Raw genomic sequence first — 15,404 nt, 5'->3', positions numbered from 1 at the left:
ACTCACTCCTTCGCAGCATTCTATTTACATAAGCTACAATATGCGAGCAACTTTATTTGGGTGAATACCTATTTTGTATTGCACGAAAAAAGGAAATGAATTACAATTTAAAAGTAGTGAATATTCAGAAATTAAAACTTAATATGTCTTTATCAAGAGAGGCAGAGGGACCGGCCCTTTGAAGCCCAGCAACCTCAGTTTATATAAACTGAATAGGTGCTAATTCCTGCAAAATGCATTGCATTTTGAAAGATAAAACGTAACTATTGTGTGCAAAACTCATCTTTCTTGATTATGAAAGGTGAGTTTTTTATATTTCAAAACATATATTGGAGGTATTTAAAATGAAAGTAATTGACCTATCACAAACATTTGAAAACAATATGTCTCAATTCCCTGGAACACCAAAAATCAATTTAGGAGCCATTACAAGCGTTGAAGAGACAGGCTATCAAGTTACAGATTTTCATTCTGTCGTTCATGTTGGCACGCATTGTGATGCTCCTGCTCATTTCATTTCAGGCGCAACGACTATTGATCAATTACCCCTAGATCAATTTGTAGGCGAAGCTGTTCTTATTGATGTAACTCATGTACAAGAACGAAAACTACCTAAAGAAGTATTACACAACGCTGACATAAAAGAAGGAGATATTGTTATTTTCCATTCCAATCTATCTACTAAATGGAATACAGAGGCGTATGAGCAAGAAGCTTTTTATCTTTCTGAAGAATTAGCCGTGGAATTAGTTCAATTAAAAGTAAAATCGGTCGGCCTAGATTTCATTTCTCCTGATGAGGTAACGACAGAAACATCACCAATTCATCACATACTACTTGGGAATAATATTTATTTAATTGAAAACTTAACAAACTTAGATGCCATTCACACGAAACGTTTCTTTTTCTCAGCGGCACCTTTAAAAATTAAAGATAGCGACGGTGCTTTTGCAAGAGCATTCGCTGTAATTTTTTAAACAAACTATACAAAAAAGCAAAGATCATCATTGACCTTTGCTTCTATTTTTTTTATTTAAACTAAGAAAGAATTGCTCAACACGAGGACGTAACCAAGCTAAATAATCTTTCTCTTTCTTCTTTGTACAAGCTATTTCTTCCCCATCTACCATTCCAACAAGCTCTAGCTCTAACAGTTGCCTCGTAAATGCTAACATATTTATTTCTTCTTCTGGATACTCTTCTTTTAATTTCTCCTCAATTTCCCCTAATAAAAAACCGTCACGCATCATTGCCAATGCATCAATCCAAAGTGGCGGCATTTCATATTTTTCTCCTGTAATTGTATCTTTTACAATATAATTCTTTTGCTCTTTTCGAAATTGAATCGTGTGTAAACATACAGTCGAATTTAATGTTAATTCCATCATACCACCTCTTTCATAATATCTGCATAGAAAAAAGGATGCGCGTGCACCCCTTCTTTCTCTAACACTACCGAACCGTTACATGAATAACAAATCTCATGTCGATATTTTCCTCCATTATAAACGAAGTATTTTATAAAAAAAACCCTTCTTGAAACATTTTATAAAATGTTTATATTTACACAACAAGAACACTTTTCTGAAAAATATTTTCCTCTAGCACATTATGCTGTCGGTAAAAAATTTCCACTTTTTCCCTATTCCCATGCTACTTGGAATCGCAGTACTTCCTTGATGTTCCTTAATAATTTTATATGTGACCATCAATCCAAGTCGTTCCGTACTATTCTCCTTTGTTGTGTAAAAAGCCTTTCCAACCTTCTCTATACCAAAGCCTTGATCTTCAACAGGAATACACAAATGCCTTTCAGTTTTTTGATATGCACGAATATGAATATCTCCACCTTCTGGCATTGATTCTATTCCATTTTTAATAACACTTGTTTTAATTTTTTATCATCACCATTTATAACAGGTAGATTTCCATCTACTTGCACATGAAATTTCACTCTATATCGCGCTGCATAACTTTCCATTAGCTGTACAACATATAAAAGGATTCCCGTATATTACACCATTCATAATTCGTTGATTTCGGTTTTCCTAATAACATCAATTCACTAACAAACCCGTTAATTCTTTCAAATACTTTTAAGGCTTCTTTTTCCTCATAGATAAAGCTTTTAAATTTGTTCATATAAATACTCCTCATGTTCTATACAAACACTCTACATATTATCTCCTTAAATTATCAGTATGAAATTGCTTTCAGGGCAATAAGAAAAGGAAGGGGATCCCCATCCCCCTCCCTTTTCGCTATAACTTATATCCATCTTACCCGATCATGTAGCAGTCCATCCGTAAAATCATTTCCCCCTACTACAAAATCCTTCATATATAAATTTAAATATTCTCCATACTTACTTTCTGTATTTAATAATAATTCCTCTACATAATAGGCACCTTGTTTAAAGTTATCGAAAAGTAAACTACACAAACCAGCATAAATTCCGCATCCTACTTGAAAGTAAGTTGCATTCGTTTTATATTTACGAAAAACTTGACTGCTATTCATCACGTTATACATATATGTCTCGCTATTTTCATAAACGAGTAATACACCAACTAGATCCTCGCCAGCAATCTCTTCTTCCGCTGGATTAAATACTTTACGATTCCAGTTCCATAAATCTTCTACCTTATCTAAATTCTGCCTAATTACATTTGTTGTATACTCGTTAATTCGGTAAAGAAACCCAACTTCCATATTGAAGTTTTTCCCTAAAATTAAAACTTCCTCATGTGGCATTAAACAGCCATAAAACTCTTTCTCTCCTAACTTTACTTTATACTCTGAAGCATATACATCTTCATAAAAATAAAGGGGACGATGATGACTCATATACATCGGATAACTCCATATCGCTTCATCTAGAAATCGCTCTACTGCCCATGAAGCATACAGTGTATGAGGCTTTATTAGTGCTGTATCATTCAAAAATGACGTATCATGTTCTACTATATAGCATGCTCTTGGCTTTTCATTTGGGCGTTCCTTCATAAGTTCAACAACCATCCACTGAACAACACCTGGATTCATACCTGATCCTATAATTGCTTTTGTATTTGTAAATTTCTCTTTCTCCTTCTCAAACCTCGTATATCTTTCCGTAAGCTGAAAGCCGATTAAACTATCGTCCTGATCTACTGCCTCATTTTCCAAAGCTGAATTAATATAACAAATTCCAAGTTCATTACAACAACTTAATACTCTGATTGTATCTGCCCCTGAAACATCAATAACAACACTCGTACTACTTTCTTTTAAATGCTGTTTAAATGTCACTACATCTTGAAGGTCGATTTCGTATAAAAACAATTGATTTTTTAAATTTGGAAACAACTCATCATAATAAGTCCTATCTTTTTGTTTTATATCAACTAAATGAAATGTAACATTCTTTATCGTTTCATAAATCGTGTCTTTTTCATTTACTATCGCTTGATTTAAAATTGCTAAAACTGCTTTTGCTGCTCCACCAGCACTACCAAGTAATGTAATCGATAACGAATTTGGAAACTGCTCCACAAACAAAACCCCTTTAATATATTAGTTGAACAGTTCTCCCTCAAAAAAAAACAAATTGAATATATGAAAAAATGGCTCGTACATATTTTTTATAATTTTGCACAAGATTAGCTCTTCATAGGTAAAGCTAACATATTTCTATTCAATTCATTTTCCCCCTCATATTCAAATCGAGCTAAACAAATAGGCTCGACCTTTTCTTCTGCATATAAAAGAAAAAGCCAGCCCTTTCAACTAGTCTACGGACAATGGACAGATTTCACGTGTTGAATATTCACATACATTTTTGCATCACGTGCTTTTAATATTTCAATATGCCCTTCATCAATCTTTGCCATCTTTCCGATCTTATTAGATTCCTCACCTAAATCGAACACCATGATTTTGCCGGACATTTTAATAAGCTGTTCTTCAAATGTTCTAGCTAACGTAATATTTAATGGATTCACGGGGAGTTCATTTTTATTGAGGGCGTACGGGACTTGATTTTCTTTATACGGAATTAACCATTTCAAATGCTTTAAAGATATATATACTGTTTTATAAACTGGACTATAAAAAACAATATAATCGTTCATTATACTTGTGACATACCCATGTATTGGAGCATTTCCAGCTACATAAATTTCTGTAAAAATCCCTTTAGAGGTACTTAATACTTTCCTCAAAGAAATTGAAGGGGATTCCCTCTTAATTACAGAATCAACATCTGGCTTTGATATTTCTTCATCATATGGTCTTAAAAATTTATAATATTGTACATGGTATAAAGATATATATACGTAGTCTTGTCCATTGTAAAGAACAACGATATCATTTCCTACGTCTATTAATACACCTTTAAATCTCTTTTCACCGATTAATTTAACATATATATTTTCTCCAATACTTTTGTTTAACTCATTCATCTATATCCTCCTTCCTATGAAATTACAATTTTCCTTTCTTTTATTCTAAAAATAATCAGGGGCAATGTTCTGTTTTTTAATAGTAAGAAACCCTTTTCATATATCCAAAAATAATTACAGAGAAATATGAAATTGTTCTTCACTTTCAATCATAATGCCCCTTTTATTTATTAAACATTATTCTTCTTCATTCTTTTTGTTTTTAACTATTTGACTCACACTCTTAATATGGGAATTAATCACATAAATGACCTCATCACCGTTAACTAGTGTAATATTTCCATCATGTATATCACTTAATAAACCTTCCACACATTCTGGACCGCCACGATTAATTTTTACCCACTTATACTTCAAGTCATTTAATACATCTAAAAAAGTATCTTCTTCCGCATAAAAACATGAACCATATTCTCCTTGTGCCTCTTTCACTTTTCTGACTAGACTCTTCACATGTTTCAGCTGATAATACACTAATTCTCCCTGAGGTAATTGTAGTGTAAGGTAATCTTTTCCTAACAATGACAGTACACCTACTCGACTTTCCGGTCCACGAAGATTTACTTTTACATTCTCACCAACTAAACCTTTGATTTGATCACAGCATAATACATCCTTCAAATTCATACCCTCCTTTCTGTTTTATCTTCCTCTACTTGATTGTCTTAGTGCGCGAGCCCGACTTGAATTATTGCTATTTTCATTACTTTTCTCATTGCTACTCTCATCACTACTCTCATCACTCTCTCCACTTACCGGTGCATTATAATTAACACTCTTAATATGAGATAGTGCAATTAACACAACTTCTTCTTTAATAATCAATGTTACATAACCGCCAGAAACATCTTGTAAAATACCTTCAATTTTCTCTGGTCCACCACGGTTAATTTTCACCCAGCGGTATTTGAAGCTTTGAAGTAGCGTTTCAAAGTCTTCTGCAATGTCTTCTTCCACCCATTCTAAATCACCTACTCCACCATCTTTCGTATTTTGGGTAATGCTTTTCAGATGGCGAAGCTGGTAGTAATGGTTCTCTCCTTTTTCATTCTCTAATCCGAAGTAGTCCACACCTAATGATACTATTGTTCCTTTTTGAGATTCTGGTCCACCTCTGTTTACTCTTACATAAGATCCAATTAAGTCTTTCAAAAAATCCCAATGAAATAAACTCACGAGAAAACCCCTTCCATTAATTTATAAGCTTTTGCACTGATAGTATATGTATCTGTACAGGTTACGTTCTCTATGTTTGTCCTAGCTATAAAAAAATATGCTTTTAACATGGTAGACTACTACCTATCAAACTCCCGAAAAATCCTGGGGACTCCTTAAAATTTTGATGTCTTGAAATAAAAAATCCCGTATGAAGATACATTTCTGCATATCTTCATACGGGATCTCCCATAGTTTAATCTTCGTCTTTAACATCCATATCTTCTGGAATTGGTTCGTTCAATATATCTTCCACTAATTGCTTATATTTCTCCATTTGTTCTAAATGTGTATTGAATTGTTCTTTATTTAATAAATATTGCTCTCCATCAAATAATGCACGAATTTTCTTTTGCTGAATTAGCTCTTCAATATACGACTTTGGTAAATTCAAATACTCCGCAGCTTCTTCTACTGTTATATACAACGCGTTCATTCCTTTATTATTTTTTCATATATACTGTATCTTACTTTATTTTTGTAAACAAATAAAAAAGATTTTGTAAATGCAATTTAAAAAGAAGGTGGATGCATTCCATATATTGTATAATAATATAGTAAGGATTTTTTAAATATAGAATGGTATTACCCATTTACACAAAGGAGAGTTAACATATGGCTACTCGTCACATCATTACAATGTTAGAAAAAACATTACAGGTTGAAACTGAAAACACAATTTCTCATTTAACTACATCTTTATCTAATCGTATTCTTTCTCAAAGCTCAGTAATACATGAAAACAATTGTTACCATACAATTGGGGAATGGTACAAAAATCATTTTTTATTCCAACAAGATGATTTCCTTTGGGCTAAATACGCTTTCTATGACGCATATTGTGAAGCTATAAAGGGACAAGGACATCTTACAAAACGCGTCCGCCAAATATTAGAATCATTAGCTCGAATGCACGGAAAACAGTATATTGCGTCTATATTAAATATGCCATTTCCTAACGAACGAGCTAAAGGGACAGCATAATGTAATATTGTTCTGCGTCAGCAAAACATAGATTTATTGTTTTCTAGGAAGATTTACAAATAAAACGTTCATATCACATGAACTGATGAAACCGGTGTCATTATAATGATTGAAAATATAGTAAACAGGAAAACCCCCATTTACCTCTCTTATCACTCGAATAGAGAAGTAAATGGGGGTATACTTGTTTTTTTATTATTTCATCATCTGCTTGATCAATTCACGATTTCTCTTCTTAAATACTTCATTATGCGAAGAAACCATTCCGTACTCACTTGCATCTGGTTGAATAAATTGTTTCGCTTTATTTACAGCATTTCCAGCATCTTGGAATGCTCCCGCGATTAAGTGTAATTTCCCTTCGTGCTTTAAAATATCTCCCGCAGCATATAATCCATCTACAGAGGACTCACTATTCGCATTACCTGCAATATAATAATTATCTATAATTGCAACGTCTAACTCACTATTTTCTAATAACGTAATGTCACGTTCATATCCATGGTTAATAATCACTTCATCAATAGGTAAATGTGAAATTTCACTTGTTTCATGATTCGTTAATTCTACATATTCGATCGCTTCATGATTATCACCAGCAATGAGTTTTGTAATCGATGTATTAAAGAAACACTCCGCCGAGCTGTTCAGCAGTTGTTTTACTTGTGCTTCATGACCAGATAATTCTTCTTTTCTATATGTTACATACACTTTTTTCGCAATTGGTTCTAATTCATTTGCCCAATCAACAGCAGAATTTCCTCCGCCGGAAATAATGACCGTCTTACCTTTGAAACGCTTTAAAGATTTCACTGTATAATTTAAATTAGATACTTCAAATCGCTCAGCACCTTCAATTGATAACTTTTGAGGTTTCAATATACCACTTCCAGTTGCGACGATAACTGTTTTTGAAAAATGTTCTTCTCCAGTGCTCGCTTTTAACGTAAAAGTGCCATCTTCGTTACGAATAATCGATTCTACTTTTGTATTTAATACCACTTCTGGCTTAAATGTTAGCCCTTGCTGTACAAGTTGTTCAATTAGTTTATCACCTGTAACTGGCAGCAGCCCTCCTACATCCCATATCATCTTCTCTGGATAAACATGTATTTTTCCACCTAACTGTGGTTGAAATTCTATTATTTTCGTTTTCATCTCTCTGAGTCCACTATAAAAAGCTGAATAAAGCCCTGCAGGTCCTCCGCCTATCACAGTTACATCAAACAATTCTTCTTGATTCATTCGTGTCACTCCTCAGCTACTAGTCGTTGATTATCATTCTCAATAAAATATAACCTGTTTCCGCAAAATTTACAATCAAAATTACTATTGACAATACACCTATATAAAATTATATTATTTAAAGAATCAATAGTGATAATCATTATCAATTTGTTAATAATTAGCAAATTTGAGATTACATCTTCTTTTATTAATATGGTTAATACTATATTGTAGTATCTCATATTCAAGATTTTTAATAAGCATTTTGCATTACCACTACTCTTTCAAAAAGATTGCAGTTAAACAAATTATTATATACACATATCATCTATGTTAAAGGAGAAAGACAATGAAAAAGTTATTTATTTCACTAACAGTTCTTTTCGTTCTTGTTATGAGCGCTTGTAGTAATGGCTCTACAGACAAAAAGAACGATGCAAAAGGTAGTAAATCAGAAACAATTACATACCAATCTGAAAATGGTAAAGTAGAAGTTCCTGCAAATCCAAAACGCGTTGTTGTTTTATCATCATTCGCTGGTAACGTAATGTCATTAGATGTAAATCTTGTTGGGGTAGATTCATGGTCTAAACAAAACCCACGCTTTGATAGCAAACTTAAAGATGCTGCTGAAGTATCAGATGAAAACGTTGAAAAAATCGCTGAACTAAATCCAGATTTAATCATTGGTTTATCAAATATTAAAAATGTTGATAAGTTAAAGAAGATCGCTCCTACTGTAACGTACACTTACGGAAAAGTTGATTACTTAACACAGCATTTAGAAATCGGTAAGTTATTAAACAAAGAAAAAGAAGCAAAAACTTGGGTTGATGACTTCAAGAAACGTGCACAAGACGCTGGTAAAGAAATTAAAGCAAAAATTGGTGAAGATGCAACAGTTTCTGTTGTAGAAAACTTCAACAAACAGCTTTATGTATACGGCGAAAACTGGGGCCGTGGAACAGAAATTCTGTACCAAGAAATGAAATTAAAAATGCCTGAAAAAGTAAAAGAAAAAGCATTAAAAGAAGGTTACTACGCATTATCTACTGAAGTATTACCTGAATTTGCTGGTGATTACTTAATCGTAAGTAAAAACAAAGATACTGATAACTCATTCCAAGAGACAGAATCATATAAAAACATCCCAGCAGTAAAAAATAATCGCGTATACGAAGCAAACATGATGGAATTCTATTTCAATGATCCACTTACATTAGACTTCCAACTAGACTTCTTCAAGAAGAACTTTCTTGGTAAATAATACAAACATGAGGAATTCTTAATTTAAGAATTCCTCTTCCTTTATTCTATGAACAGAAAAGATGTGAAACGAATGACAAAAGATCACGACAATCCACGTTCTATAGCTTTTACATACAAACTAATTTTGAGCATAATTGCATTCTTTCTTATTTTTATGGTGGCAATGGTATTAGGTGCTGCAGATACTTCAATAAAAGACGTATGGTTAGCACTTACTTCCTCCGCTAAAGGGGACAAAATATCTATTATTCGCGAAATACGTTTGCCACGTGAAGTTGCTGCTATTTTTGTAGGAGCGGGCCTAGCTGTTTCTGGAGCAATTATGCAAGGATTAACACGAAATCCACTTGCAGATCCTGGATTATTAGGGCTATCTGGTGGAGCAAATGCTGCGCTTGCACTGACACTTGCTTTCAATCCTTCCATCAGCTATCTTTACTTAACATTTGCTTGCTTTATCGGTGCTGCAATTGGCGCAATTATGGTATTTGGAATTGGTATGGTGAAAAAAGGCGGGCTGTCCCCTCTTCGAATTGTATTAGCCGGTGCTGCCGTTTCAGCATTTCTACTCGCAATTTCAGAAGGAGTCGGTATTTACTTCAAAATTTCACAAGATGTATCACTTTGGACTGCTGGGGGCGTAATTGGAACTACTTGGAGCCAATTGAAAATTATTATTCCAGTCATTTCAATTAGTATCTTTATCGCTATCTTACTAGCAAAAAAATTGACAGTTCTTAGTTTCAGTGAAGAAGTGGCTATTGGACTAGGTCAAAAAATTATTGTTATTAAAACCATTCTATTTATCATTATTATCTTACTTGCTGGTGCTTCTGTAGCGCTTGTCGGAAATATGGCATTTATCGGTTTAATGGTACCTCACATGGTACGCCCAATTGTCGGTCCAGATTACCGATTTGTTATACCGATGTCAGCAATTGCTGGAGCTTCCTTTATGCTACTTGCAGATACAATCGGACGTACTATTAACGCTCCATATGAAACACCAGTTGCCGCTATTGTCGCAATTGTAGGGCTGCCATTCTTCCTATTCGTTGTACGTAAAGGAGGAAAAACATTCTCATGATGCAATCTATTCTAAGAAAACAACGTCTTATTATACTCGCTTTACTAATACTGACCATCACCACCATTGTAGTTGGAATGGGACTTGGTTCAGCATCTTTATCTTATGATCGACTACTCCCAACATTAATGGGACAAGGGACTTTTAAAGAGGAGTTTGTTTTATACTCTTTAAGACTACCTAGAATTGTTATTACATTATTAGCTGGTATGGCTCTCGCTTTATCAGGGGCTATCTTCCAAGGAATTACTCGAAATGATTTAGCTGAACCTGGTATTCTCGGAATCAACTCTGGGGCCGGTGTTGCTGTTGCTATTTTCTTTTTATACTTTCCAATAGATGTAGGTTCATTTCTTTACTTACTACCAGTCGTTGGATTTATCGGGGCTTTTCTTACAGCTGTTCTAATCTACGTATTTTCATATAGCAAATCAACTGGGCTTCAGCCAATCCGACTAACATTAACTGGTATTGGTTTTTCATTTGCACTATCTGGAATGATGATTGTCCTTATTTCATCCGCTGATCGTATGAAAGTGGACTTTATCGCCAAGTGGATTGCCGGAAACATTTGGGGAGATGACTGGGTCTTCGTTTTAGCAATGCTCCCATGGTTAATCGTATTAATTCCGTTCGTTTTCTATAAAGCAAATCGATTAAACATTCTAGCATTAAACGAGCCAGTCGCAATCGGTGTTGGAATTGAAATTGAAAAAGAACGCAGATACTTATTAGTTGCAGCCGTTGCGCTTGCTGCTGCAGCTGTTTCCGTAACAGGAGGAATTAGTTTTATCGGACTAATGGCTCCTCATATCGCGAAATCTTTAGTAGGTCCAAGACATCAAATTTTCATGCCTATCGCCCTTTTAATCGGCGGATGGCTATTGCTATTAGCAGATACAATTGGCCGAAACATCGTTGAACCTAATGGCATCCCAGCAGGTATTGTCGTTGCTTTAATTGGTGCTCCTTACTTTATGTATTTGTTGCTTAAGAAGGCGTAAAGAAACCCCCTCAAGATTTTTTCTTGAGGGGGTTTTTATTTCATTCTACTGCTGCCCATACCCTTCAAACTTCTTAGCCAAATTCGCCATCTCATCTTCTGGCAATAGCTTCGGCTCTCCGACGCTTTTTGTTTGATAGTAAATTTGCGCACAAAACTCGATTTCTTCCGCAACAGTAAATGCCATTTTTATGTTATTTGCACCTGCAATTAAACCGTGGTTCTCAAGTAAAACGGCACGACGATCAATCATGCCTTCAAAAGCAGCATCTGCTAATTGCTTCGTACCAAATGTTTCATACGGTGCACAGCGTACATTCGGGCCTGCGAAAGCGATTAAATACGATACTGCAGGAAGTTCCCATCCTAATGATGCAATCGTCTTCGCATAAGGTGAATGTGTATGCACAAGCGCATTTATATCTTCACGATTTCTATAATAAATAAGGTGCATGTCTAACTCGCTTGATGGCTTTCTCTCTCCCTCTACCACTTCACCATCTAAGTTTAATATAACTACATCTTCAGGTTTTGTTTCATAATACTCTAAACCACTTGGGCTAATTGCAACAAGAGCTTGCTCGCGATTGAAAATACTAATATTGCCGCCTGTCCCCTTTGTTAAACCGCTAGAAATCATTTTCTTTCCATACGCTACAATTTCTTCTCTTTCTTTTTGTAATAACATATACATCCCCCTAAGTATGAAGCTTATGATGACTGACTTTTTAAATCTATCTACTTATTGAAATAGCTTTTTTAAATTCTCCGTAAACGGCGCTTTTACAATCCCTTTTTCCGTAATAATCGCTGTTACATTTTCATGTGGTGTGACATCAAATGCCGGATTATATACTTTACTTTCTTTCGGAGCAGAATATTGTCCGAAGCGATTAATCACTTCAGAAGCATCTCTTTCCTCGATTGGAATTTCTTTTCCTGTCGGTGTTTTTAAGTCGATTGTCGGTGTTGGTGCTGCTACATAAAACGGAATGTTGTAGTATTTTGCTAAAATAGATACGCCTAATGTCCCAATTTTATTTGCTACATCACCGTTTGCTGCCACACGGTCGCACCCAACGATTACCGCATCAATCTTCCCTTGTGACATGACCATAGCTGCCATATTATCCGTAATGACAGTAACATCAATCCCCGCTCGTTGTAGTTCTAATGCTGTTAACGTTGAACCTTGTAATCTAGGACGTGTTTCATCCGAAAAGATTTTTAAGTCCCATCCTTTTTCTTTCGCTAAGTACATTGGAGCTGTCGCAGTCCCATACTTAGTCGTCGCTAACGCACCAGCATTACAATGTGTTAATACTCCCATTCCATCATGGAATAATGTTAATGCATGTTCTCCGATTTGACGGTTAATTTCTTCATCTTCTCTATGAATCTCTTTTGCCTCTTCTAGTAATCTATCTTTCAACTGGACGATTGATAAATGTGAGTTCTCTGTCGCTACCGCTTCCATTCTTTCAAGTGCCCAAAATAAGTTTACTGCTGTTGGCCTTGATGTTGCCAAATATGCACATACCTTTTTGACTTCCTCTATAAAGTCTTCCATCTTACGTTGAATAACTTCCTTTGTTCCTAAATACACACCATACGCTGCTGAAACACCAATCGCTGGTGCTCCTCTTACTTTCATTACTTGAATGGCATCCCACACACTTTCAGCTGTCTTGAAAGATTCATAGACAACTTCATTCGGTAGTAATGTTTGATCTAATAAAACTAAAGCATTATCTTTCCACTGAATGGGTATTAATTGTTCTTCCATCATCTTCTCCCCTTACTTCGCATAGTGCATTGACTGTTCTTTTAACGTTTCTACAAAGCTTGTGCCTGTTTTATATTGATTCGCTCGTAAAATAAACTTCTTCGCTACTTGAAGACAAATGCGTTCCGCTCTAGCACGTGTTTCCTCATTCTCAATACAAGTAATATCTTTCACTTTCGCTAGCCCAACAATACGACGAATTAACTCAAGGCCCGTCACTGCAGCCGTATCTTCTAATACAGATTGTAAATATACTTCGTTAAAGCCTTCTTCCTTCGCCATGATCTCGGTCACATGAATATTCCAAGCATCTAAAAACTTCTTCTTAAATAAATCAATTACCTCTACCATTGTCGATTGTAGCCAACCCATATACGCATCTTTCTCAGCCCCAGGCTTCATAGTCGCATCTGCATTCACCCAAGCAAACATTAAATTCGCCATTACATTCCCAACGTCATATCCCATTGGTCCATAAAAGGCAAACTCAGGATCAATAATCTTCGTAGAATCATTTTTCACAAAAACAGAACCCGTATGCAGATCACCATGAATAAGCGCCTGTGCATTCGTCATAAAAGCAAACTTAAGTTTTGCTACTTCCATACGAAGCCCTTTATCACTATAAATATGCTCTCTAATCCATCCTTCATTTAACGGAAATAACTCGTTACGCTTATTATGATTTGTAAATGGCTCAGCGTAGACGAGGTCTTCTGTAATTTCACATAACTCAGGATTTATATAATTTTTCACAAGTTCCTTCTTCTCTTTATGATTCATTACAACATCTGATGTTAATAAGAGTGTGTTTACCAAAAAGGTCGTTACATCATCCGCAAGCTTTGGAAACATTTGATGATTTATAAGTGCTGTACGTAATATTGTATGGTCCGATAAATCTTCCATTACGCAACAATTCATCACACTATCAAACAAATATACCTTTGGAACAAGCCCAGGTGCTAACTCCTCCTCTAACTGTAAAACATCTGATTCTATACGAATACGATTCGTCGACAACTTAAACTCATCTGAAATGCGTGCTGTATGCCCAGCTTGCTTTACAATGACAGAAATATTCTTCTGTTCATCCCAAACGCGGAATACATAATTTAAATTACCATCGCCTATTTCTTTACACTGTAACCCCTTTGCATCCTCAAACTTACATAATTTCTCTTTCACATATACAATTACATCGTTAGCTTCCATTAAAAAATACTTTGTGAACTTAGACATGGTTTCCCCTCCACACTAATTGTAAGCGTTTTCTAAAGGTCGTAAAAAATAATAGGGTGAAATTTTTTCATCCTATATTATATCTTCTTTTTGAAAGGTATATCTAGATTTTATTATATCTTGTTAGCACCTTGAGTCAATGTTTCTATATCATTGCAATATGCTTCCTAATTATATATTTGAGATGACAAAAATTGTTCAAAAAGATTTTAATTCATTTTATTTTATTTATCACACAATTCTTTGTAAAATAGAAATAAGCAATCCTTTTCAACTCCACAACTTCTAAGAAGTATTCTCTTCCTAACAATTTATACTTACACCATGTCTCTAACATACACACTACTCTTTTATATACTCATTGAAAATTGATTACATGAAAACTACCTTTTAATTCTCTAACAACCTTAATTGAGAATTAATATTAATTAAATTGATATAAAGTTGGTTTATTCTCTTGACAAAATAACCACTTCTATATGATAATTAATATCGAATTAGAATTATTATAGTTAATTAAAAAATATATTTTATGAGCACACTATTTTTTGATGCTCAAAACCAACATTTAGGAGGAATTTTAATATGTTATTAATCGGCACAGAAGTAAAACCGTTTAAAGCTAATGCTTACCATAATGGAGAATTTATCCAAGTTACTGACGAAAGTTTAAAAGGAAAATGGAGTGTAGTTTGTTTCTACCCAGCTGACTTCACATTCGTTTGCCCAACTGAACTTGAAGACTTACAAAACCAATACGCAGCTCTTAAAGACTTAGGCGTTGAAGTATACTCTGTATCTACAGACACTCACTTCACTCACAAAGCATGGCATGATAGCTCAGAAACTATCGGCAAAATCGAATACATTATGATTGGTGACCCAACTCGCACAATCACTACAAACTTCAACGTTTTAATGGAAGAAGAAGGTCTTGCTGCTCGTGGTACATTCATCATCGATCCAGACGGCGTTATCCAATCTATGGAAATCAATGCTGACGGTATCGGCCGTGACGCAAGCATTCTTGTTAACAAAATTAAAGCAGCTCAATACGTACGTAACAACCCAGGTGAAGTTTGCCCAGCTAAATGGCAAGAGGGTTCTGCAACACTTAAACCAAGCCTTGACCTTGTAGGCAAAATCTAA

The 15,404-nt window shown here is 34.8% G+C and carries 16 protein-coding genes, 1 pseudogene and 1 riboswitch; of the genes and pseudogenes, 6 read left to right on the top strand and 11 right to left on the bottom strand.

The features are described 5' to 3' along the window. Positions 1 to 146 precede the first annotated feature (146 nt). A riboswitch (SAM riboswitch) is annotated at positions 147 to 259 on the top strand. Positions 260 to 344: 85 nt separating this feature from the next. Next, positions 345 to 977: a cyclase family protein gene (locus tag AC3WTA_RS26550; protein WP_492333080.1), complete on the top strand. Its 633-nt coding sequence runs from the start codon at positions 345 to 347 to the stop codon at positions 975 to 977. 27 nt (positions 978 to 1,004) lie between these two features. On the opposite strand, the gene AC3WTA_RS26545 is transcribed toward AC3WTA_RS26550, so the two are convergent. The 7 genes and pseudogenes from AC3WTA_RS26545 to AC3WTA_RS26515 all read right to left on the bottom strand — a co-directional run bounded on the left by AC3WTA_RS26545 (position 1,005) and on the right by AC3WTA_RS26515 (position 6,093). Further along, positions 1,005 to 1,385: a hypothetical protein gene (locus tag AC3WTA_RS26545; protein ID WP_000424112.1), complete on the bottom strand. Its 381-nt coding sequence runs from the start codon at positions 1,383 to 1,385 to the stop codon at positions 1,005 to 1,007. 216 nt (positions 1,386 to 1,601) lie between these two features. Further along, a pseudogene (locus tag AC3WTA_RS26540) lies at positions 1,602 to 2,100 on the bottom strand (ATP-binding protein); the annotation flags it as partial. 168 nt (positions 2,101 to 2,268) lie between these two features. Then, positions 2,269 to 3,534 (bottom strand): S-adenosylmethionine decarboxylase related protein, encoded by a 1,266-nt coding sequence (locus AC3WTA_RS26535; RefSeq protein ID WP_070169373.1) that lies wholly within the window; start codon positions 3,532 to 3,534, stop codon positions 2,269 to 2,271. 239 nt (positions 3,535 to 3,773) lie between these two features. After that, on the bottom strand, positions 3,774 to 4,442 hold the full coding sequence (locus AC3WTA_RS26530; RefSeq protein WP_001004276.1) for an LSm family protein: 669 nt from the start codon (positions 4,440 to 4,442) through the stop codon (positions 3,774 to 3,776). Between the two features lie 177 nt (positions 4,443 to 4,619). Beyond that, the gene (locus tag AC3WTA_RS26525; RefSeq protein ID WP_000655886.1) at positions 4,620 to 5,063 is read right to left on the bottom strand and encodes a hypothetical protein; all 444 of its coding nucleotides are present in this window, start codon (positions 5,061 to 5,063) and stop codon (positions 4,620 to 4,622) included. A gap of 21 nt (positions 5,064 to 5,084) precedes the next feature. Next, positions 5,085 to 5,618, bottom strand: a complete 534-nt coding sequence (locus tag AC3WTA_RS26520; RefSeq protein ID WP_000051645.1) for an LSm family protein — start codon at positions 5,616 to 5,618, stop codon at positions 5,085 to 5,087. A gap of 235 nt (positions 5,619 to 5,853) precedes the next feature. After that, complete coding sequence (locus tag AC3WTA_RS26515) at positions 5,854 to 6,093, bottom strand: helix-turn-helix domain-containing protein (protein WP_002006755.1); 240 nt, start codon at positions 6,091 to 6,093, stop codon at positions 5,854 to 5,856. A 179-nt stretch (positions 6,094 to 6,272) separates the two neighbouring features. Here AC3WTA_RS26515 and AC3WTA_RS26510 point away from each other — a divergent pair, with 179 nt between their 5' ends. Further along, on the top strand, positions 6,273 to 6,641 hold the full coding sequence (locus tag AC3WTA_RS26510) for a hypothetical protein (protein WP_000235484.1): 369 nt from the start codon (positions 6,273 to 6,275) through the stop codon (positions 6,639 to 6,641). A gap of 195 nt (positions 6,642 to 6,836) precedes the next feature. On the opposite strand, the gene AC3WTA_RS26505 is transcribed toward AC3WTA_RS26510, so the two are convergent. Then, positions 6,837 to 7,886 carry an NAD(P)/FAD-dependent oxidoreductase gene (locus AC3WTA_RS26505; protein WP_001070939.1) on the bottom strand — a complete coding sequence of 350 codons (1,050 nt, stop codon included), beginning with the start codon at positions 7,884 to 7,886 and terminating at the stop codon, positions 6,837 to 6,839. Positions 7,887 to 8,217: 331 nt separating this feature from the next. Here AC3WTA_RS26505 and AC3WTA_RS26500 point away from each other — a divergent pair, with 331 nt between their 5' ends. Genes AC3WTA_RS26500 through AC3WTA_RS26490 form a run of 3 tightly spaced genes read left to right on the top strand, consistent with a single transcriptional unit; the run spans position 8,218 to position 11,228 of the window. After that, on the top strand, positions 8,218 to 9,135 hold the full coding sequence (locus AC3WTA_RS26500; RefSeq protein WP_000732567.1) for an iron-hydroxamate ABC transporter substrate-binding protein: 918 nt from the start codon (positions 8,218 to 8,220) through the stop codon (positions 9,133 to 9,135). Positions 9,136 to 9,183: 48 nt separating this feature from the next. Further along, positions 9,184 to 10,224: a FecCD family ABC transporter permease gene (locus tag AC3WTA_RS26495; RefSeq protein WP_002096896.1), complete on the top strand. Its 1,041-nt coding sequence runs from the start codon at positions 9,184 to 9,186 to the stop codon at positions 10,222 to 10,224. Next, complete coding sequence (locus AC3WTA_RS26490; protein ID WP_000983741.1) at positions 10,221 to 11,228, top strand: FecCD family ABC transporter permease; 1,008 nt, start codon at positions 10,221 to 10,223, stop codon at positions 11,226 to 11,228. Before AC3WTA_RS26495 ends, AC3WTA_RS26490 begins: the two co-directional genes overlap by 4 nt. A 45-nt stretch (positions 11,229 to 11,273) precedes the next feature. Here AC3WTA_RS26490 and AC3WTA_RS26485 read toward each other — a convergent pair whose 3' ends face one another. Genes AC3WTA_RS26485 through mtnK form a run of 3 tightly spaced genes read right to left on the bottom strand, consistent with a single transcriptional unit; the run spans position 11,274 to position 14,255 of the window. Further along, positions 11,274 to 11,915 carry an L-fuculose-phosphate aldolase gene (locus AC3WTA_RS26485; RefSeq protein WP_000926542.1) on the bottom strand — a complete coding sequence of 214 codons (642 nt, stop codon included), beginning with the start codon at positions 11,913 to 11,915 and terminating at the stop codon, positions 11,274 to 11,276. A gap of 54 nt (positions 11,916 to 11,969) precedes the next feature. Continuing rightward, a complete protein-coding gene (gene mtnA, locus AC3WTA_RS26480; protein ID WP_492333079.1) occupies positions 11,970 to 13,013 on the bottom strand; it encodes an S-methyl-5-thioribose-1-phosphate isomerase in 1,044 nt (347 codons plus the stop codon). Positions 13,014 to 13,025: 12 nt separating this feature from the next. Beyond that, a complete protein-coding gene (gene mtnK / locus AC3WTA_RS26475; RefSeq protein WP_000033244.1) occupies positions 13,026 to 14,255 on the bottom strand; it encodes an S-methyl-5-thioribose kinase in 1,230 nt (409 codons plus the stop codon). A 585-nt stretch (positions 14,256 to 14,840) separates the two neighbouring features. Here mtnK and ahpC point away from each other — a divergent pair. Further along, entirely contained in the window at positions 14,841 to 15,404 is a 564-nt protein-coding gene (ahpC, locus tag AC3WTA_RS26470; RefSeq protein ID WP_000924417.1) for an alkyl hydroperoxide reductase subunit C, read from the top strand.

The organism is Bacillus sp. EB106-07-01-XG149, from assembly GCF_058791555.1.
Note: the sequence above shows the minus strand (reverse complement) of the source record. Positions and strands in the feature narration are given on the sequence as shown.